This window comes from Falsirhodobacter sp. 20TX0035, assembly GCF_028307215.1.
Taxonomy (GTDB): Bacteria; Pseudomonadota; Alphaproteobacteria; order Rhodobacterales; family Rhodobacteraceae; genus Falsirhodobacter.
The window spans coordinates 1-17,925 of sequence record NZ_JAQMHV010000025.1 but is presented as its reverse complement, the minus strand read 5'-3'; the positions used below and the strand labels follow the sequence as shown (position 1 = coordinate 17,925).

Annotated in this window: 17 protein-coding genes; 8 read left to right on the top strand and 9 right to left on the bottom strand. The window is 64.4% G+C overall.

Annotation, left to right across the window (positions count from 1 at the left end; all coding sequences use genetic code 11):
• Positions 1–19: 19 nt before the first annotated feature.
• Both PIJ50_RS16105 and PIJ50_RS16100 read right to left on the bottom strand, forming a co-directional pair.
• Positions 20–559, bottom strand: coding sequence for a tyrosine-type recombinase/integrase (locus PIJ50_RS16105; protein WP_271976608.1), 540 nt, complete (start codon positions 557–559; stop codon positions 20–22).
• Positions 560–662: 103 nt separating this feature from the next.
• Positions 663–1,019, bottom strand: a complete 357-nt coding sequence (locus tag PIJ50_RS16100; protein ID WP_271976607.1) for a winged helix-turn-helix transcriptional regulator — start codon at positions 1,017–1,019, stop codon at positions 663–665.
• Positions 1,020–1,170: 151 nt separating this feature from the next.
• Between PIJ50_RS16100 and PIJ50_RS16095 the strand changes: the two genes are divergently transcribed.
• Positions 1,171–2,178, top strand: a complete 1,008-nt coding sequence (locus PIJ50_RS16095; RefSeq protein WP_271976606.1) for a zinc-dependent alcohol dehydrogenase family protein — start codon at positions 1,171–1,173, stop codon at positions 2,176–2,178.
• Positions 2,179–2,600: 422 nt separating this feature from the next.
• Here PIJ50_RS16095 and PIJ50_RS16090 read toward each other — a convergent pair whose 3' ends face one another.
• Complete coding sequence (locus PIJ50_RS16090; protein ID WP_271976605.1) at positions 2,601–4,028, bottom strand: ABC transporter substrate-binding protein; 1,428 nt, start codon at positions 4,026–4,028, stop codon at positions 2,601–2,603.
• A 512-nt stretch (positions 4,029–4,540) separates the two neighbouring features.
• Here PIJ50_RS16090 and curA point away from each other — a divergent pair.
• Positions 4,541–5,563, top strand: a complete 1,023-nt coding sequence (gene curA, locus PIJ50_RS16085) for an NADPH-dependent curcumin/dihydrocurcumin reductase (RefSeq protein WP_271976603.1) — start codon at positions 4,541–4,543, stop codon at positions 5,561–5,563.
• 531 nt (positions 5,564–6,094) lie between these two features.
• On the opposite strand, the gene PIJ50_RS16080 is transcribed toward curA, so the two are convergent.
• Positions 6,095–6,970 (bottom strand): LysR family transcriptional regulator, encoded by an 876-nt coding sequence (locus PIJ50_RS16080; RefSeq protein ID WP_271976602.1) that lies wholly within the window; start codon positions 6,968–6,970, stop codon positions 6,095–6,097.
• A gap of 91 nt (positions 6,971–7,061) precedes the next feature.
• Between PIJ50_RS16080 and PIJ50_RS16075 the strand changes: the two genes are divergently transcribed.
• The 6 genes from PIJ50_RS16075 to PIJ50_RS16050 are packed head-to-tail and all read left to right on the top strand — an operon-like array spanning position 7,062 to position 13,377.
• Positions 7,062–8,363 carry a CitMHS family transporter gene (locus PIJ50_RS16075; protein ID WP_271976600.1) on the top strand — a complete coding sequence of 434 codons (1,302 nt, stop codon included), beginning with the start codon at positions 7,062–7,064 and terminating at the stop codon, positions 8,361–8,363.
• Positions 8,364–8,365: 2 nt separating this feature from the next.
• On the top strand, positions 8,366–9,589 hold the full coding sequence (locus tag PIJ50_RS16070; protein WP_334212737.1) for a CaiB/BaiF CoA transferase family protein: 1,224 nt from the start codon (positions 8,366–8,368) through the stop codon (positions 9,587–9,589).
• A complete protein-coding gene (locus PIJ50_RS16065; RefSeq protein WP_271976597.1) occupies positions 9,589–10,392 on the top strand; it encodes a citryl-CoA lyase in 804 nt (267 codons plus the stop codon). The genes PIJ50_RS16070 and PIJ50_RS16065 overlap by 1 nt, the downstream gene beginning before the upstream one ends.
• 36 nt (positions 10,393–10,428) lie before the next feature.
• Positions 10,429–11,397 (top strand): Bug family tripartite tricarboxylate transporter substrate binding protein, encoded by a 969-nt coding sequence (locus tag PIJ50_RS16060; RefSeq protein WP_271976596.1) that lies wholly within the window; start codon positions 10,429–10,431, stop codon positions 11,395–11,397.
• 1 nt (position 11,398) lies between these two features.
• Positions 11,399–11,875, top strand: a complete 477-nt coding sequence (locus PIJ50_RS16055; protein ID WP_271976595.1) for a tripartite tricarboxylate transporter TctB family protein — start codon at positions 11,399–11,401, stop codon at positions 11,873–11,875.
• The gene (locus tag PIJ50_RS16050) at positions 11,875–13,377 is read left to right on the top strand and encodes a tripartite tricarboxylate transporter permease (RefSeq protein ID WP_271976594.1); all 1,503 of its coding nucleotides are present in this window, start codon (positions 11,875–11,877) and stop codon (positions 13,375–13,377) included. Before PIJ50_RS16055 ends, PIJ50_RS16050 begins: the two co-directional genes overlap by 1 nt.
• A gap of 272 nt (positions 13,378–13,649) precedes the next feature.
• On the opposite strand, the gene PIJ50_RS16045 is transcribed toward PIJ50_RS16050, so the two are convergent.
• From PIJ50_RS16045 to PIJ50_RS16025, 5 genes are read right to left on the bottom strand one after another with little or no spacing between them, the layout of a single operon-like run.
• Positions 13,650–14,738, bottom strand: a complete 1,089-nt coding sequence (locus tag PIJ50_RS16045) for an LLM class flavin-dependent oxidoreductase (protein ID WP_271976593.1) — start codon at positions 14,736–14,738, stop codon at positions 13,650–13,652.
• Between the two features lie 12 nt (positions 14,739–14,750).
• Positions 14,751–15,197, bottom strand: coding sequence for a cupin domain-containing protein (locus PIJ50_RS16040; protein WP_271976591.1), 447 nt, complete (start codon positions 15,195–15,197; stop codon positions 14,751–14,753).
• A 13-nt stretch (positions 15,198–15,210) separates the two neighbouring features.
• Entirely contained in the window at positions 15,211–15,945 is a 735-nt protein-coding gene (locus PIJ50_RS16035) for an ABC transporter ATP-binding protein (protein WP_271976590.1), read from the bottom strand.
• Positions 15,918–16,748 carry an ABC transporter permease subunit gene (locus tag PIJ50_RS16030; RefSeq protein ID WP_271976588.1) on the bottom strand — a complete coding sequence of 277 codons (831 nt, stop codon included), beginning with the start codon at positions 16,746–16,748 and terminating at the stop codon, positions 15,918–15,920. The genes PIJ50_RS16035 and PIJ50_RS16030 overlap by 28 nt, the downstream gene beginning before the upstream one ends.
• Positions 16,745–17,713 carry an ABC transporter substrate-binding protein gene (locus tag PIJ50_RS16025; RefSeq protein ID WP_271976587.1) on the bottom strand — a complete coding sequence of 323 codons (969 nt, stop codon included), beginning with the start codon at positions 17,711–17,713 and terminating at the stop codon, positions 16,745–16,747. The genes PIJ50_RS16030 and PIJ50_RS16025 overlap by 4 nt, the downstream gene beginning before the upstream one ends.
• Positions 17,714–17,925 lie beyond the last annotated feature (212 nt).

Sequence of the window (17,925 nt, the reverse complement as noted above, 5' to 3'; positions counted from 1 at the left end):
CGACAAAACATCAGGGGGGTCAAAATTGGGCGCCGATACCCCCGTCTAAGGGGTCAAGATTGCATGCCGAAGCACACATTGAATGCGTGCCGTAGCTGCTGACCTCCAGTCCGATCGAGCTTACCCACTCGCGGAGGAGCCGGGCATACTGCCTTGTCGACATGTGGGGCCGGTCGTGGAACCGACTTGGCCAGAGATACTGCATCCCCGTCATCGCAGGGCTGGCGATCCATTGCTTGAGACAGATGCGGGTCGTTTCGGTGATCTCGAACCTGACAGGGCGTCCTGTCTTCTGCTGGATGATGGATGCTCGTTCCCGCACCTGTCCGGCCGCGAACACGTCGCGCACCTGAAGACGAACGAGATCGCAGCCCCGCAGCTTGCTGTCTATCGCCATGTTGAACAGGGCGAGATCCCGGAGGTCGCCGGACATCTCCAGCCGGATGCGGATGGACCAGACGTGCTTCGGCTGCAACGGTCGCTTCTGGCCGACGATACGTCCCTTGTTCCAGGCGACCCGCGGCGGCGGTGGGGAGGTGGTGATGAGTTCGGTGGACATGGCAGTGCTTTCCGATCCACCGCCCCCGCCCGCCTTTCGGAATGATGCAGACAGAGGATAGCACGAAAGGCCGGCGTCGTCGCGTGGAGCCCAGAGCCGACCTTCAGCTCGTGTGTTCAAGTTGGGGCATTTCAGCCGGTTCGTGCCCCAGATAAGCCACCCCCCAGTCCCGCATCGACACCAGAACCGGTTCGAGAGAATGCCCAAGCGGCGTCAGTTCATACTCCACGCGGGGCGGCACTTCGGGATGCACGGTGCGGATGATGATGCCGGCTTCCTCCAACTCACGCAGTTGCAGGGTCATCATACGTTGGGTGACAGACGGGATGGCGCGTCCCAATTCGCTGAAGCGCATCCGTCCTCTCAGAAGGTGGAACAGGATGACCGGCTTCCAGGTGCCGCCCATCACCGAAAGCGTCACCTCCACCGCGCACCCGCTTTTACCGTTCAACCGCCGCATCGCGTCATGCCCCTTAGGTTCTTCAGGACGGCCACTTACATTATTGTAAGTATAGGCGCAATTTGTGCGTTCTTGAAGATTTGGACATATCTTCTTTAGTGAAGGTTCAGACGGCCACTGCAATGACGCTGGCCTGACCTTGGAGTAACACATGAAAGCGATCCGACTTGCCGCCGCGGGCGGCCTCGAGAACCTGCACCTGATCGATCTTCCTGACCCCGCTGCGCCAAGGGCGGGCGAGATCAAAGTTCGCATCCACGCAAGTTCGCTCAACTATCACGACCTACTTGTCGCGACCCATCCCGATGCCGAAGGACGTGACCGTATTCCCATGTCTGACGGCGCGGGCGTGGTCTCCGCCGTGGGCGAAGGCGTCGACGAATTCGTCGTCGGCGATGCGGTTGTGTCATGCTTCTTTCCGCAATGGCAATCGGGACGCAAGGTTCCGACGGACTTCGCGGCGACGCCCGGGGACGGCATCGACGGTTTCGCGCGGGAAAGCGTGACCTTGCCCGCGACGGCGTTCACGCGCGCACCTGAAGGCTACAGCCACGAGGAAGCCGCGACCCTGACCACGGCCGGCCTCACCGCATGGCGGGCGCTGGTCGTGGATGGCGGGATCAAGGCCGGTGACACCGTCCTGGTGCTGGGCAGCGGCGGCGTCTCCGTCCTCGCCCTGCAGATGGCGCTGTCGATGGGCGCGCGGGTGATCGCCACCACGTCAAGCACGGAAAAGGCGGATCGTCTACGTTCACTCGGTGCGGACACCGTCATCAATTACAAGGACACGCCTGAATGGGGCGACGCGGTCTTGGCCGCCACGGGCGGACGCGGCGCCGACATCGTGGTGGAAGTGGGCGGTCCCGGCACATTGGCCCAATCGATCCGCGCCTGCGCGCCCGGCGGGCATATCGCCCTGATCGGTGTCCTCACCGGCTTTGCCGGGGAAGTGCCAACGAATGAACTGATGGGGAAGCATCAGAGGCTTCAAGGCCTGATCGTGGGCAGCCGCGAGCATCAGCAGGACATGGTCCGCGCGTTAGAAGGGTTCGACTGGCGCCCGGTCGTGGATCGCAGCTATCCGCTGGAGGAGATTGCCGAGGCCTTCGCCCTGCAAAAGGCCGGCCGGCACTTCGGCAAGATCTGCCTGACCTACTGACGTCGCGATCGGAAGGTGGCGCGATCGGCGCCACCGGCCAGCCTCGTCTTGCGCCGGCGAATGTTATCATTGTCGCGGCCATCGCTGCACTTGTCACAGTGCCAAGACATGTTTCCTCTAGGAACGCGGTGGTGATGACGCGGGCAGAGCGAACGGCAGCAATGTCCCATCCTAGCATCGGTGCCTGCCCTGCCTGCGTAGAACACATGGATCCTGTAGTAGCGCCTACTCGACTGGGTGACAGCTCTGTCAAACTGTTGGAGCACTATGGCCGCTGCGGCGGCCATAGTGGTCGCGCGCCGCAACGTCATTCGCAATGGACGGCACAACCGCAGTTCAACGATCGGGTCGATCGGAATCTGCTGAGCGAGCGCTCTGGGACCATTAACAGGCAGGCGGCGATAGTTTGAGACACGAACGGACTACCGGAACTTGATCTGCGCCAGTTGCAGTTCCGAGTTCGCGGCGATCGTCGGCTGGTAGTCCAGACGCGGCGAGACCCGGGTGAAGCCGACCATATGGAACATCGGCACGCTCGCGATGATGTCCCGCTCCGCCACGCGGAACACCTCCGCCCATCTTGCCGCCCGGTCATCGCCCGTGGCCGTCGTTGCATCGGCGATCATCCGGTCGAGGTCGGGATCATCGAGAACCGACTGGATGCCGCCCGAGGCATACTTGATATAAGCCGAGAAGACCGGATCGCCCGTCGCGTTATCATGCATCGCTCCCACGAGGGTGGGCACGCCGTCCTGGTTGAAAGGACGGACGAAGTAGGTGTTGTGGACGGAAACTTCGCTCATCTGCAGTTTGACGTTCAGGCCGACGTCCCGCCACATTCCCATCATGGCTTCCATCGTCTCGGTCACGTTGGGGAACACCCCGCTGCGGGCAACGATCAGAATCTCGGTGTCGACCGGGACGCCATCCGCCTTGGCCTCTGCGACCAGTTCCTTGGCCCGTTCAGGATCGAAAGGCCACGGCTCCATCTCGCGGTTGTAGCCGATGGTCGTCGGCACCACGAGTTGGCTGGCCAGCTGCGACTCCGCCGGCAGCAAGGTTCCGATGAAGGCTTCCTTGTCTATGGCGAGGTTCAGCGCCTCGCGGATACGGATATCGTTTGTTGGCGCGGCCCGCGTGTCGATCCGCACATAGGTTGTTTCCGAATTCGGATAGGCGAAGTCGGTGTCGGGATTGTTCGCATCCTGCATGGCGAGGGATGGCACGATGTCGGCCTCATCCGTGAACACCATCGCGGCGGCCACTGCGCTGTCATCGCGCCAGACATAGGTGGCCTCCTCCACCTGTGGCTGCTCTCCCCAATAGTCGTCGTTGCGCTTCAAGACGATCGATTGGCCGACATTCCACGTCTCAAACGTGTAGGGTCCGGTGCCGATCGGCTTGCGGGTCAACTCATCCTCGGGCGTCGCAGCAGCCGACGTGATGGGCATGATCGACATCAGAAGCGGCAGGATCGGCGAAGGCGGGTTGGTCGTGATGTTGATCGTGTGATCGTCCGGTGCCTCAACCGCGAATTTCATGGCGCCGAACTTGCCGCCCACCTCGCAGGTCAGGTTCGGGTTCTTGTTCCGCTCCAGTGTGAAGGCGACGTCCTTGGCGGTGAAGTCTCTGCCATCATGCCATCTGACCCCTTCGCGCAGCTTGAACTGCCACGTGTCGTCGTCGATCTGGCTCCACTCGGTCGCAAGGCGGGGCTTCAGTCCGCCGTTGACGTAATCGAACTCGATCATCATCTCGTTGACATTTTCCGACACCACGCGGCCCGTCGTCTGGCGCGCCGCCATGCACGGGTCCACGATGTCGACCGTCTGAGGAAGCACGATCGTCACGCTTCTGTCCTGCGCGAGTGCGGGCACCGCCATCCCGGATGCCAGCAATGCGGCTCCAACTATTCGGTAGTGTCTCATTGAATGTCCTCCCCAGTTGGCCTTCCTCCAGCTACGGGGTGGCCAGCCCCGCAACCCGTCGCTTTTCGAGGTTTACCCGCCTGCCGCCGTGCAAAGAACAGCATCGATCCTGCCCCGTATGGAAAGCACGGTTGCAACCTCCGGACGAGAAAGTGTGCCTCAGTTATGACTGAACGCGAAAGCATATCTTCTGCACAGCGCTGGAAGCATGACGGGGGCTTCAAGGCGCGCCTGGCGTTAGAGGCCCCGAAGGGGCGAGCGCACGGCAAATGAGGATTTGGAAGGTGATCGTGTATCCGTCAGTCCGTGCTGCTTATCTTCGCATATTCTTAAGCTGCACGTTCGGAGTTTGGCTTTTCAGTCAGTTATGGGTGACGGAGAACCCGACAGCGCGCAGCGGCGTTGGTCCGGCAGTTCAATAACCGGAGCCTCGCATGACCCAGTCAACACGAATCGTCCTCGCCCGCCGCCCCGAAGGGCGCCCGGATCCCTCCGACTTCCGCACCGAGATCGCCGACCTTCCTGCGCTGAAGGACCGCGATGTGCTGCTGGAGACGCTCTATCTCTCGCTCGATCCCTACATGCGCGGCCGGATGAGCGACGCTAGGTCCTATGCCGATCCGGTGCAGATCGGAGACGTGATGGTCGGCGCCACCGTCTCCCGTGTGGCGCAGTCGCGGCATGGCGCCTGGGCAGAGGGCGACATCGTCCTGTCCGGAAACGGTTGGCAGACGCACGCGATCTCGGACGGAACGGGGCTGCGGAAGCTCGACCCGAAGGTGGCGTCGCCTTCGACCGCGCTGCATGTGCTGGGCATGACCGGCTTCACGGCCTGGTCGGGGCTTGGCAACATCGGCAAGCCTGCGCAGGGCGAGACAGTCGTCGTCGCGGCTGCCAGCGGGCCTGTAGGCTCCATGGTTGGGCAGATCGCGCGCCTTCGTGGCGCCCGCGCCGTCGGCATCGCCGGGGGCCCCGAGAAGTGCGCCTACCTTCTTGACGAGCTCGGCTTCGACGCCGCCGTCGATCACCGGGCGGCCGACTTTGCAGAGCGGCTGGCCGAGGCCTGTCCGGACGGCATCGACGTCTATTTCGAGAACGTCGGCGGCTCGGTCTGGGACGCGGTACTGCCGCTCCTGAACAAGTTTGCCCGCGTGCCGGTTTGCGGCCTTGTCGCCCACTATAACGACAAGGGCGCGGGAACAGGGCCGGACCGTCTTCCCGCCACGATGGGTGCCGTCCTGTCCAAAAGCCTCACCCTTCGCGGCTTCATCATGAGCGAGTTCATGGAGTCGCAGATGCCCGACTTCCTGAAGGAAGCCTCGGACTGGGTGGCGCAGGGCAAGCTCCACTGGCGCGAGGATGTCGTTGATGGCCTGGAGGCGGCCCCGGAGGCGTTTATCGGCATGCTGGAGGGTAAGAACTTTGGCAAGCTGATCGTCAAGGTGGCCGAGCTCTAGGCGACACGGGTGTGTTTCCGGTCCTTGAGCACCTGCGGCCAGTCCGAGGGTGTGAGGGAGGCGCTTCCTCAAAGGCGGGGCCCAACGACCAAACGGACAGCCTGTCGCCTCAAGGACGTCCTGCGCATTTGTAGGCGGTCGCTGCCGAAGATCCATCGCACGGTCACTGGCGCGAGCCTCCGTATCTTGCAACCGGAACAATGCAATATGCCGACTTGAGGAATGGCGAACGGGACCGGTCGACACCCGGTCCCGTCCATTGGAAAACACGAAGTCCTAGAAGACGACGAGTGTTGTAAGGGGATGCGTCCAGTAGGCAGGTAGGTTGGAGATCCAAGACTCCGCTATAGACCCGATCAGCGCATAGTCTTGGACAACTTTTCCAAGACGAGCGACACCCCATCCATGGGATCGCAACCCGCCTGAAACATTTTGTCAATCGGCTGACGACTTCTGTCCAGACGCGTGCCACGCTCTCCATGAGGTCAGTGGGAAGAAGCTGCCGTTCGATTGTGTATCAAGACCCGGCTTTCATGCTTCCAGAAGCAGCGACAGCGCGATGCGAGTGGAAGGGGACGGATCACTCCCCCAAGTGGCGCCCATCTGCCGCACCATGCTGAACTCCTCAATCATCAAGGGTGATATTCGGTCGGCCAAGGCTGGAAGCTCCATCTTCAGGCCAGAGATGAAGCTGAGATATTCGGTTCCCCCGATCAGCTCTTCGAGCACCGCGATCGACGAAGTCTCCACATGAGGGGAAGGTGGTTGCAGGCCGTGTGCGGCAAAGGCGGCGTCGAACCATTGACGCATCGCGACGCTTCGTGCAGGCAGGACCCATTTCTGAGCAAGAACCTCCTCGAGGGCGACAGAGCGCCCTTGCAGAGGATGATGGGCCGCCGCAGCGATCCGAACGTGATCCTCTGCAAGGACAAGAGCATCTGTCATGTCCGGATCGGTCCGGTCGACGACGCCCAGCACAAGATCGATGTCGCCTTCACGCAGTGCCGTGTGCAAGACGTCGTTCATGCCGTTGATCACGGAGACGCGTAGGTCGGGATGCTCCGCGCCGAGGCGTCGCAGGAAGGACGGCAGGAAGATGGCCGCCATGGTGGCTGCCACGCCAAGCTTTAGGTGTCCCCGTCGTCCCGCCCCGACATCTCGGACCTGGCGCCCGACAACCTCTAGTCGCGTCACCATCCCCCAGGTCTGGTCGGCAAGGAACGTCGCCGCCTCGGTCGGCTCCAGTCCCCTCCCCATGCGGCGGAATAGGGTCACGTTCAGTTCTTCCTCCAGACGTCGGACTGCTTTAGTTAGGGCGGGTGGAGTTCGCCCTACCTGTTCCGCAGCGGCGGCGACGCTGCCGGTGCGCAGGATGGCGTGAAGATATTCTAGATCGCGAACGTCCATGACAGCGTCCTGATGGTTTTCGGTTGCTGAATATAACTGAATTTTACGCCGCTGTCTTTCCTGTCATGCATGTGACACGGAGGAGACTTTAATGCTTTCACTTGGCGGCTTCGCCATGATCGGGGTGTTTCTCACCCTGATTATGACGGGAAGATTATCTGCACTCGTCGCCTTGGCGCTAGTCCCGACCGCGTTCGGGCTGTTGATCGATCCGGCCGGTCTTGGCGACATGATGCGTGACGGCCTCGTGATGCTGGCACCTACGGGCGCCATGCTCATGTTCGGCATCCTATTCTTCAGCATCATGACCGATGCCGGGCTGTTCGACCCGCTGATCTCCCGCGTCCTGCGCATCGCAAAGGGCGATCCGCTCAAGATCCTCGTCGGGACGGCCGTCATCGGCACCTCAGTCGCGCTGGATGGCGACGGCGCCACCACCTACGTCATCTGCGTCAGCGCACTCTTGCCCATTTACCGCGCGATCGGTCTCAGCCCGCAATATATGGCAACCCTTCTGCTGATGGCGATCGGCATCATGAACATCCTGCCCTGGGGTGGACCGACCGCACGGGCGGCGGCTGCGATGCATGTCGAGGCTGCGGACGTGTTCGTGCCGCTGATCCCGGCCATGGCGGCGGGCTTTGCCTACTTGCTCGTCGTGGCCACGATCTTCGGCCTGCGTGAACGCCGCCGTCTTGGCGTCCTTGGCGCGCAAGAGGAAGCCGAACTCGAACAGCACATGGAAGAGGCACCGGACTGCCGCCGCCCGAAGCTGTTCTGGTTCAACGTCGGGCTGACGGTCGCTCTGCTTGCTGGCCTGATCACCGGCATCCTGCCGCTACCGATCCTGTTCATCCTGGCGACCGCGGTGGCCCTCCTCGTCAACTACCCTTCCCTGATCGACCAGCGCGACCGGATCGCCGCGCATTCCTACAACGTCGTGTCGGTGGTGGGCCTCATCTTCGCAGCGTCCATTTTCACTGGCGTTCTGGCAGGCACCGGCATGGATGATGCCATGTCGAAAAGCCTCCTGAACATCATGCCGGACAACCTCGGGCCCTACATGGCACCGGTCACCGCCCTCTTCAGCGCGGTCGCGACCTATGCCGTGACCAACGACGCGTTCTACTTCGGGATGCTGCCCATCCTCGCCTCCACCGCCGAGGCTTACGGGATCACCGGCGTCGAGATGGCGCGCGCCTCGCTGATCGGCCAGCCGGTCCACCTTCTTAGCCCGCTTGTCGCGTCGACCTACCTGCTCGTGAACCTTGTCGGCGTCGATTACGGCGACAACCAGCGCGCTTCGATCCTGTGGGTCGTGGGGCTCGTCTTTGCGATGCTGGCCGGGGCGCTGGCCTTCGGGATCATCCCCCTTACAGGAGCATCCGCATGAACATGTCCACCCAGATCAAGTCGAAGGAGAGCTCCATGACGCCACTCGCGGGGATCCGCGTTCTCGACCTTACCAACGTCCTCGCCGGACCCTTCTGCTGCCATCAGCTGGTCCATTTCGGAGCCGAGGTGATCAAGGTCGAAGCGTCCGGCCGGGGCGATCTCGCCCGCAACCTTGGCGCGGATGCCGAGCTGAACCGGCGTGGAATGGGCGTCTCGTTCCTCGCGCAGAACGCCGGCAAGAAGTCCGTCACCGTCAACCTGAAGCATCCCAAAGGAAAGGCACTTCTGAAGCGGCTGGTGCAGACGGCTGATGTTCTGGTCGAGAATTTTCGTCCCGGGGTGATGGACCGGCTCGGCGTCGGCTATGAGGTTCTGAAGGCCGAAAACCCGCGCCTGATCTATTGCGCGATTTCCGGTTTTGGGCAGGACGGGCCGTGGAAGGATCGTCCTGCCTATGACCAGATCATCCAGGGCGCGTCGGGCGTCATGTCGATCACCGGCGACAAGGACAGCGCGCCCCTGCGGGTCGGCTATCCGCTGGCCGACACGGTGGGCGGGCTGACGGCGGCCATGGCCATCGCCTCCGCCCTGAACGCGCCGGCGCGTGGCGGATTCATCGACGTATCGATGCTGGAGGCGGTGGTCGCGACCATGGGCTGGGTCGTCTCCAACTACCTGATCGCGGGCGTTGAGCCGCAGGCGAACGGCAATGAGAACGTCACCTCTGCCCCATCGGGCGCATTCGAGACAGCCGATGGCCCGATCAACATCGCCGCCAACAAGGATGAGCAGTGGGTGACGCTGGCGACTCATCTGGGGCGAGAGGATCTGCTGGCCGATGCGCGCTTCGCCACGCGCGAGCTGCGCAAGACGAACCGTCTCGCGCTGCGGGCGGAGCTGGAACAGACCCTGTCGACCCGCGGCGCCGAGGATTGGGCGGCCGATCTGAACCGCGTCGGCGTCCCGGCGGGCGCCATCTTGTCCGTGCCGCAGATCCTTTCGGCGCCGCAGGTGGCAGAGCGTGGGCTGCTGGCAACGTTCCCTGCACCGGAAGGCGTGGATCGGGATATCACGGTGGTCCGCACCGGAGTGAAATTCAACGGTTCGGCTCCCACAGTGGTCAACCCGCCCCCCGTGCTTGGCGCTGACAATCGCGACATCTATGGCGCGCTCGGGATCGAGCCCGCCGAACTAGAACGTCTGACCGTGGAGGGTGCGATATGATGAGCAACGACCGCAAGCTGGCCGAGGACTGGTGGAAGACCTCCATAATCAAGATGCGTCCCGGCGAGATCCGCATGCGCGGCTATGCGATCGAGGACCTGATCGGCCGGGTCAGCTTTCCTCAGATGGTCTGGCTGATGACCCGGGGCGAACTCCCGACCGAAGCACAGGCAAGGCTGCTGGAGGCGGCGATGGTCGCAGGGGTCGATCACGGTCCGCAGGCGCCTTCCATCGCCATCTCGCGCATCGCCGCCACCGGAGGCTTGGGGATCAATGGCGCCATGGCTTCCGCGATCAACGTGCTGGATGACATCCACGGCGGCGCGGGGGAGCAGGCGGTCGAACTGTTCCACGAGATCGACGCGGCGGGCGGCCCGGATGCGGTGGCGGACGTGCTGGCCGAGAAGGGGCTGAAATACCTTCCGGGCTTCGGGCACCGCTTCCATCCCGTGGATCCGCGCGCGCCGCGCCTTCTGGCGCTGGTGGACGACGCGGTCGCGGCGGGCACGGTGGAGGGGCGCTTCGCCGCCATCGCCCGTGCCATCGATGAGCATCTGCGCCGCACGAAGTCGCGCCCGGTGCCCATGAACATCGACGGGGCCACCGCCGCCATCTACGCTGAACTGGGCTTTGCGCCGCCACTGTGCCGGGGGCTGTTCATCCTGTCCCGCTCGGTCGGCATCTTGGCCCATGCCTACGAACAGAGCTTGGAGTCGACCCGCAACAAGGGGCCGATCCCCAGGCAATGGCTTTGGACCTATGACGGGCCAGAGGACCGGACAATGTCGCGCGAAGGGGAGTGACCGCGACATCTGCATCTTCAAGGGAGGAGAACGACAATGGATCGCAGACAATTCATGATGACGACCGGAGCGCTTGGCCTGATGGCCGGGATGCCCCGACTTGCCGCGGCGCAGGAGATCGACGACCTGGAGATTTTCGTGCCCGCCGCGCCCGGCGGCGGCTGGGACCAGACGGCCCGCGTGATGGACCAGGTCCTGCGCGCTGAGGGTCTGATCGGCTCGTCCCGCATCACGAACGTGGGCGGCGCGGGCGGCACCATCGGCCTGCCGCAGTTCATCAACCAGTATTCCGGCGAGGGCAACGCCCTGATGACCGGCGGAATGGTGATGGTCGGCGCGATCATCACCAACAACTCGGCCGTGAACCTGTCGATGGTGACGCCGATCGCGCGGTTGACGGGTGAATACCTGGTGGTCGTGGTCCCCGCCGCCTCAGACATCCAGTCGCTGAAGGATCTGGTGGCGATGCTGAAGGCCGATCCGGGATCGGTGTCCTGGGCCGGCGGCAGCGCCGGGGGCAGCGACCACATGCTTGCGGGGCTGATCGCGCAGGCGGCTGAGGTCGATCCGCTGGCGGTGAGCTATGTCGCCTTCGCGGGCGGCGGCGAGGCGATGGCGGCACTTCTGGGCAATCAGGTGACCTGCGGCGTTTCGGGCTGGGGCGAGTTTTCCGAACAGGTGGCGGCGGGGAACCTGCGCGCCATCGCCATTTCCGCCCCGGAGCGGGTGGACGGGATCGACGCGCCCACCATCCGCGAGCAGGGGCTGGACGTGGAGCTCCTGAACTGGCGCGCCGTGTTCGCCCCGCCGGAGATAAGCGATGAGGATCGCACCGCGCTGGTCGATCTCCTGACGAAGATGGACGCGTCAGAGGCCTGGCAGGCCGCGCTTGCGGACCGTGCCTGGGACCGGCTGTTCCTCGCAGGGGATGAGTTCGCGGCCTATCTGGAGGAAGACACCGCGCGGATCCGGGGCGTGCTCCAGGGTCTGGGACTGGCAGGCTGACATGGACAGATCGCGACTCGGCCCCGTCCTTGTCGCATCGGCTGTCCTGCTGACGGGGATCGGCGTGCTTTGGGCAAGCACGCTGATCCACGTCTCGCCAGCCTATGCGCGCATCGGCCCCACCGTCTTCCCCCGCATTGTCGGCGCGGCCCTTGCCGTGCTGGGCGTGCTGCTTCTGGTCAACGCCTTCGCCGGCCGCTGGCAATGTGAGGCGACCGACGCCGAGGAGCCGCCGCTCGACCTAGTTCCCTTGGCATGGGTGGCGGGCGGGCTGGTGCTGAACCTGCTACTGATCGCGCAGATCGGCTTCATCCTATCCTCCACGCTGATGTATCTGCTGGTCGCCAAGGGCTTCGGTGCGCGGCGGATCTGGCTGGCGGCGCTTGTGGGGTTCATTCTGGCGCTTGTCGCCTACTTCGGGTTTGCCCAGCTGCTTGGCTTGCGCATGGGTGACGGCCTCATCGAGGATCTGTTCTGATGGATGGCTTTGTTTCTCTTCTTCACGGGTTCTCGGTCGCGCTGACGCCGATGAACCTCTTGTGGTCGGTCGTGGGCGTCACGCTCGGCACTGCCATCGGCGTGCTGCCGGGTCTCGGCCCGGCGCTGACCATCGCGCTCCTGCTGCCGATCACCTTCCAAGTAGAGCCGGCGGCGGCCTTCATCCTGTTCGCAGGCATCTACTTTGGCGCGATGTTCGGCGGATCCACCACCTCCATCCTGATCAACACGCCCGGGGAAAGCGCCACCATTGTCACCGCCGTCGAGGGCCACAAGATGGCCCGTGCCGGCCGTGGCGGCCCGGCTTTGGCCACCGCCGCCATCGGCTCCTTCGTGGCGGGCACGATCGGCGTCGTGGGAATCACAGTGCTTGCGCCGGTGATCGTGAAGTGGGCGCTGATGTTCTCGCCCGCCGACTACTTCGCGCTGATGGTGCTGGCCTTTGTCACGGTGTCGGCCGTGCTCGGTTCATCGATCATCCGGGGGCTGACGGCACTGGCCCTCGGCCTTCTGATCGGGCTGATCGGGGTGGACCTGCAGACCGGGCAGGCGCGCTTCACTTTCGGGCAGATGTCGCTTCTGGACGGGATCGACGTGGTCATCGTCTGTGTCGGCCTTTTCGCGGTGGGTGAGACGCTGCACCTTGCCACCCGCTACCGGCGCGGCAAGGATGAGATCATCCCCATCAAGGGTTCACTCTGGATGAACGGGCAGGACTGGGCGCGGTCTTGGAAGCCGTGGCTCCGGGGGGCCGCCGTGGGCTTTCCAATCGGCGCCATGCCCGCAGGCGGGGCCGAGATTCCGACCTTCCTGTCCTATTTCATGGAAAAACGGCTGTCCAAGCACCCGGAGGAGTTTGGCAAGGGGGCAATCGAGGGCGTCGCGGGGCCGGAAGCCGCCAACAACGCCTCCGCCGCGGGGGTCTTCGTGCCGCTGCTGACGCTCGGCTTGCCGACCTCTGCCACGGCGGCGATCATGCTCTCGGCCTTCCAAAGCTACGGCATCAATCCCGGTCCACAGCTTCTGACAACGCAGCCGGACCTCGTCTGGGGTTTGATTGCGAGTCTCTACATCGGCAACGTGATGCTGCTGGTGCTCAACCTGCCGCTGGTGGGGCTGTGGGTGCAGATCCTGAAGATCCCGATGCCCTATCTTTACGCCGGCATACTCGTCTTCGCGACGATAGGGACCTACGGCATCAGCCGTTCAGTCTTCGATCTGGGACTGCTCTACGGCATCGGGATCCTAGGCTTCATCATGCGGCGCTACGACTTTCCGACCAGCCCTGTGGTGATAGGCATGATCCTCGGACCTTTTGCCGAGCAGCAGTTCCGTCGCGCCATGACCATCAGCCAAGGCGACATGAGCGTCTTCGTAACCCGACCCATCGCTGCTACCCTGTTGGCACTCGCGGCTCTGGCTATCCTGCTACCATTGGTCGTCGAGTTACGCCGAAGCCTCCGCGCGAGGCGAGCCGTTTAAGGAGTTCGCTGCAGAGCGATCTCACTCTGCAGCGTTTATCCCATCAATTTGGGCGCATCAGGCGAGCCTCCTGTCAACGAAGAGTCTGCATCTCGAAGGTAGTTAAAATGGGTCAATGATAGGACTTAGGAGACGTTCTTTTTTGGGCGGAGCCAGTCTAGGACTCCGCAGAGCTGACATCGCGGAGCCACTTGGGTATTACCCCGTCCATCAGTTTTGCGCAGGATCAAGCGAGGTGAGGCTTGGCCTGTCTAGGAGCGAGGACGGTCGGATCACTCAGCGGCAACGAACCTCCGCTGGGCCGCCAGATCCCGCACCCGCGGGATCAGGTCGCGGCCGTAGACGAAGGCGTCCTCCAAGGGATCGAAGCCGCGGATCAGGAAGGTGTCGATGCCGATGCGGTGATACTCCAGCATGGCCTCGGCCACCTGGTCCGGGGTGCCGACCAGCGAGGTGGAGTTCCCGGCTGCCCCCGTCAGCTTTGCCATTCCCGTCCAAAGCCGCTGGTCCAGCCGGCTGCCTTGTTCCGCCGCCGCCAGCAACCGGCGAGAGCCTTCGTTGGGCGGCGTGGCGCTGCCTCCCGTCATCTCGTGGCGCCCGGGGCCGTCCTTGCGCAGCGCCGTCGCGCGGGCCAGCAGGCGGTCGGCCTTGGCCCAGGCGGCCTCTTCCGTGTCCGCGAGGATGGGGCGGAGGGACAGGCTGAAGCGCGGGCTGCGGCCGAAGGGTTCCGCGGCAGCGCGGACGGCGGCGATGGTTTCGGCCACCTGTTCCAGCGTCTCGCCCCACAGGGCGTAGGTGTCGGCATGTTTGCCCGCCACGGCCAGCGCCGCCGACGACGACCCGCCGAAGAACACTGGCAGGTGGCGGGGCTGCACGTCGGACCGGGCACCGGACACCCGGTAATACTCGCCCGCGTAGTCGAAAGGCTCCTGCGCCTGCCACTGAAGGCGCAGGATGTCGATGTATTCCGAGGCGCGGGCGTAGCGTTCGTCCTTGCTCAGCCAGTCGCCGTCGCGCGCCATCTCGGCGTCCGCAGCACCTGTGATGATGTGCACGGCCACGCGCCCGTCGGTCAGGTGATCCAGGGTCGCAAGCTGCCGGGCCGCCAGCGTGGGGGCCACGAAGCCCGGCCGGTGCGCCAGCAGGAACCCTAGGCGCGAGGTGACGCTGGCCGCGTATTGCCCGACCATCAGGCTTTCCGGGGAATGGGAGTGGAAGGCCAGCAGCACCCGGTCGAAACCGCCCGCCTCGTGGATGGCGGCGGAGGCACGGATGTGCTCGCGGTCGATGACGGGGCCGGTGAAGGGGATCGTCTCGGACCCATTCCGGTTGCCGATGAAGCCGATGAATTCGATGCTCATGTCCGTCTCCTGTCAGAAGGTGATCCATTCGGGATCGTCCACGGGGATGAGGTCGGGCAGGTTCACCACCATCTCCTCGGTGCCCGAGCGGACGAGCGCGCAGTGCAGATCCTCGGTGTCCGAGGCGTTCAACTCCTGATGCGGCATGAAGGGCGGAACCAGCAGGAAAGACCCGGCCTCGGCCTTCGTGATGAACTCCAGCCGCTCGCCCCACCGCATCAGGGCCGTGCCGAAGGCGACGTAGATGATGCTTTCCAGCGGTCCGTGGTGGTGCGCGCCCGTGATCTCGCCCGGCTTGATGTGGTTCGTGCCGGCCCAAAGTGCGGTGGACCCCGTGCGGCTGCCGGAGATGGCGACCTGACGGTTCATGCCCTTCGTCTCAGGCGTGCCCGTGTCGCGCGCCCGGGGGGCGATCACGCGGATGCCGTTGGTCTTCCAGTTCTGTTGGGAAATGTTCATGTCATGTCTCCTGTCAGTGGTGCACGCCAAGCCAGTCGAGGAACCGACCCCTCAGCCGTGCGATGTCGGGATCGGCCACGTCGCGGGGACGCGGCAGGTCGATGCGATGTTCATGGGCGATCACGCCGTCCTTCATGACCAGCACGCGGTCGGCCAGAAGGGCGGCCTCCTCCACATCATGGGTGACCAGCAGGACGGCGCAGCGATGGCGCTGCCACAACTCGGCCACCAGCGCCTGCGCTTTGATGCGGGTCAGAGCGTCGAGTGCGGCGAAGGGTTCGTCCAGCAGCAGCAGTTCGGGGTCGCGCACCAGCGCACGCGCGAGGGAGGCACGCTGCGCCTCGCCCCCGGACAGCACCTTGGGCCAGACGTCGGTGCGGTGCGACAGGCCGACTTCGGCCAGGGCACGTTCGGCCAGCGCCCGATCGGGACGACCGGGAAGGCCCAGCACGACGTTGCGCCAGACGGGCTTCCACGGCATCAGGCGGGGAGCCTGAAAGGCGACGGCGCGACGGGCGGGCACGTCCACCTCCCCGTCGAAGTCGCGGTCCAGATCGCCGAGGATGCGCAGCAGCGTGGACTTGCCGCAGCCCGAGGCGCCCAGAAGGACCACGAATTCCCCTGCCGTGATCGTCAGGTCCAGCCCCTCGATCACGCGGCGACCGTCGAAGCTGCGGTTCAGCCCGCGGATATGAACGGCGGGCGGGACGGGTGCGGCTTCTAAGTGCCGATGAACGAGGGACGCCATGCAAGAAGGCTCCTTTCCAGAAGGCGGACGATGAAGTCCACGGCAAGGCCCAGAAGGGCATAGACGACAAGGCAGACCACGATCACGTCGGTCTGGAAGAACTCCCGTGCGGTGGCCATCAGATAGCCGATGCCGGCGGTGGCGTTGATCTGCTCGCCGAACACCAGCGCCAGCCAAGCGACGCCGAGGGCGTAGCGGAAGCCGACCAAGGCGTTGGGCAGCGCACCGGGCAGGATGACGTGGCGCACCATGGCGGCACGCGACAGGCCCAGCGTGCGCGCCGCCTCCACCAGCGTTTGGTCGACACCCCTGATGCCGGCATAGACATTGATGTAGAGGGGAAAGGCGGTTGCCAGCGCGATGAGGGCGATCTTCGGCGCCTCTCCAATCCCCAGCCAGATGATCAGCAGCGGGATGAGCGCCACGTTCGGCACCGTCCGGATCATCTGCATGGGGGCGTCGACCAGATCCTCGCCCAGCCGGGTCAGCCCGGCGGTGATGGCGAGGATCACGCCGATCCCCCCGCCGATGGCCAGTCCGAAGATCACGCGCCGCAGGGACACGAGGATGGCGTCCTGCAACTCGCCCGTGCGGGCAAGTTCCGTTGCACTGCCGATGACGGTGGAGGGCGCGGCCAGCACCTCGGACGGCAGGACTCCGGTCATGGAGGCCGCCTGCCACAGCGCCACCAGTAGCAACGGCCCCATCGCGCGGCGCAGGGCGCGGGGCGGTCCCTTGCGCGGGGTCGCGGGGCGCAGCCGTTCCAGCTGCGGCGCGCCCCGGATGGGCTGGATCAGGGTCATTGCGTGGCCTCCCGCAGCGGGCCGCGGTCGATGAATTGCGACATGTCCAGATCGCCGGTCAGGACACCCGCCTCCACCCATGTGTCGTGGACCTTCTGCAGGTCTGCGGCCAGCGCGTCGTCGACGGGGCGACGTTCATAGGCCGTCTGCTCCTCGAACATCGGCTCCACCACGTTGCGGTCCTGCTTGGTGAAGCCGGAATAGAAGTCGAGGAACGCATCGCGGTTGGCTTGGGACCAGGCATAGGCGCGGTCCATCCGGTCGACGTAATCCGCGATGGCGGCGCGGCGGGCCGGGTCGGCCAGCGCCTCCTTGGTCGCGGAGTAGACGGAGTAGCCGCTGTTGATGCCCGCGCCGTCGGTCAGGATCCGCGCGCGCAGGATGCCAGTCGTGCGCGCGGTGTAGATGCCCCAGGTGCCCCAAGCGTCGATGCCGCCCGCCTGGAACGCGGCCGAGGCGTCTGTGGGGGCGAGGAAAGCGAGCGTCACCTCGGAAGGATCGATCCCGGCCTGCTTCAGCGCGCCGAGAACGAGGTAATGCGACACGCTGCCCCGCGTGGTGGGCGAGATGGTCTTGCCGCGCAGATCCTCCAGCGAGGTGACGTCGCTGTCCTCGGGCACGATGATCGAGGTGCCGCGCCCGCCATTGTTGAAGGCGGCGGCGATCTTCACCTTCGATCCGCCCGCTATGGCGGCCACGGCCGGTGAGTCGGCCGAACTGCCCACATCGATCGCACCCGCCTTCAACGCCTCGTGCAGATTGACGGCAGCGGGGTATACCGACCATTCGATGGTGTAAGGCACGTCCTTCAGAAGGCCCGCAGCCTCCAGCCGGGCGCGTTCGGCCCCTACCTGGTCGCCCACCCGCAGCACCACGTCCTGTGCCTGAAGCGGAAGGGTCATGACCGTGGTTGCCATCAGAACAAGGGCCGAAAAGCGGCGACGCGACAGGATGGACATTGGCATGCGGATTCTCCTTGGTTCATCAACACGACCATATCACTCGTGATTTATGATGGCGTTCCAAAGGAGGGGAGCTTAGGGGAATGTAACTTCCGAATGATCAGTCGATGGGAGGAGAGCTCACTCGTAGGGGCACGCCTTTCTGAATAGCCCCATGTTTCGTGGACGCCTTCTTCGCTAACTTTGAGGCAAGGAGGCCATGATGGGCACGGGCA

Bases quoted from the DNA above. Each gene is read 5' to 3' on its own strand.
- PIJ50_RS16100 (WP_271976607.1), bottom strand. From the start codon at position 1,019: ATGCGGCGGTTGAACGGTAAAAGCGGGTGCGCGGTGGAGGTGACGCTT.
- PIJ50_RS16105 (WP_271976608.1), bottom strand. From the start codon at position 559: ATGTCCACCGAACTCATCACCACCTCCCCACCGCCGCCGCGGGTCGCC.
- PIJ50_RS16070 (WP_334212737.1), top strand. From the start codon at position 8,366: ATGTCCACCCAGATCAAGTCGAAGGAGAGCTCCATGACGCCACTCGCG.
- PIJ50_RS16040 (WP_271976591.1), bottom strand. From the start codon at position 15,197: ATGAACATTTCCCAACAGAACTGGAAGACCAACGGCATCCGCGTGATC.
- PIJ50_RS16025 (WP_271976587.1), bottom strand. From the start codon at position 17,713: ATGCCAATGTCCATCCTGTCGCGTCGCCGCTTTTCGGCCCTTGTTCTG.
- PIJ50_RS16095 (WP_271976606.1), top strand. From the start codon at position 1,171: ATGAAAGCGATCCGACTTGCCGCCGCGGGCGGCCTCGAGAACCTGCAC.
- PIJ50_RS16055 (WP_271976595.1), top strand. From the start codon at position 11,399: ATGGACAGATCGCGACTCGGCCCCGTCCTTGTCGCATCGGCTGTCCTG.
- PIJ50_RS16035 (WP_271976590.1), bottom strand. From the start codon at position 15,945: ATGGCGTCCCTCGTTCATCGGCACTTAGAAGCCGCACCCGTCCCGCCC.
- PIJ50_RS16075 (WP_271976600.1), top strand. From the start codon at position 7,062: ATGCTTTCACTTGGCGGCTTCGCCATGATCGGGGTGTTTCTCACCCTG.
- PIJ50_RS16050 (WP_271976594.1), top strand. From the start codon at position 11,875: ATGGATGGCTTTGTTTCTCTTCTTCACGGGTTCTCGGTCGCGCTGACG.
- PIJ50_RS16045 (WP_271976593.1), bottom strand. From the start codon at position 14,738: ATGAGCATCGAATTCATCGGCTTCATCGGCAACCGGAATGGGTCCGAG.
- PIJ50_RS16080 (WP_271976602.1), bottom strand. From the start codon at position 6,970: ATGGACGTTCGCGATCTAGAATATCTTCACGCCATCCTGCGCACCGGC.
- PIJ50_RS16060 (WP_271976596.1), top strand. From the start codon at position 10,429: ATGGATCGCAGACAATTCATGATGACGACCGGAGCGCTTGGCCTGATG.
- PIJ50_RS16030 (WP_271976588.1), bottom strand. From the start codon at position 16,748: ATGACCCTGATCCAGCCCATCCGGGGCGCGCCGCAGCTGGAACGGCTG.
- curA (WP_271976603.1), top strand. From the start codon at position 4,541: ATGACCCAGTCAACACGAATCGTCCTCGCCCGCCGCCCCGAAGGGCGC.
- PIJ50_RS16065 (WP_271976597.1), top strand. From the start codon at position 9,589: ATGAGCAACGACCGCAAGCTGGCCGAGGACTGGTGGAAGACCTCCATA.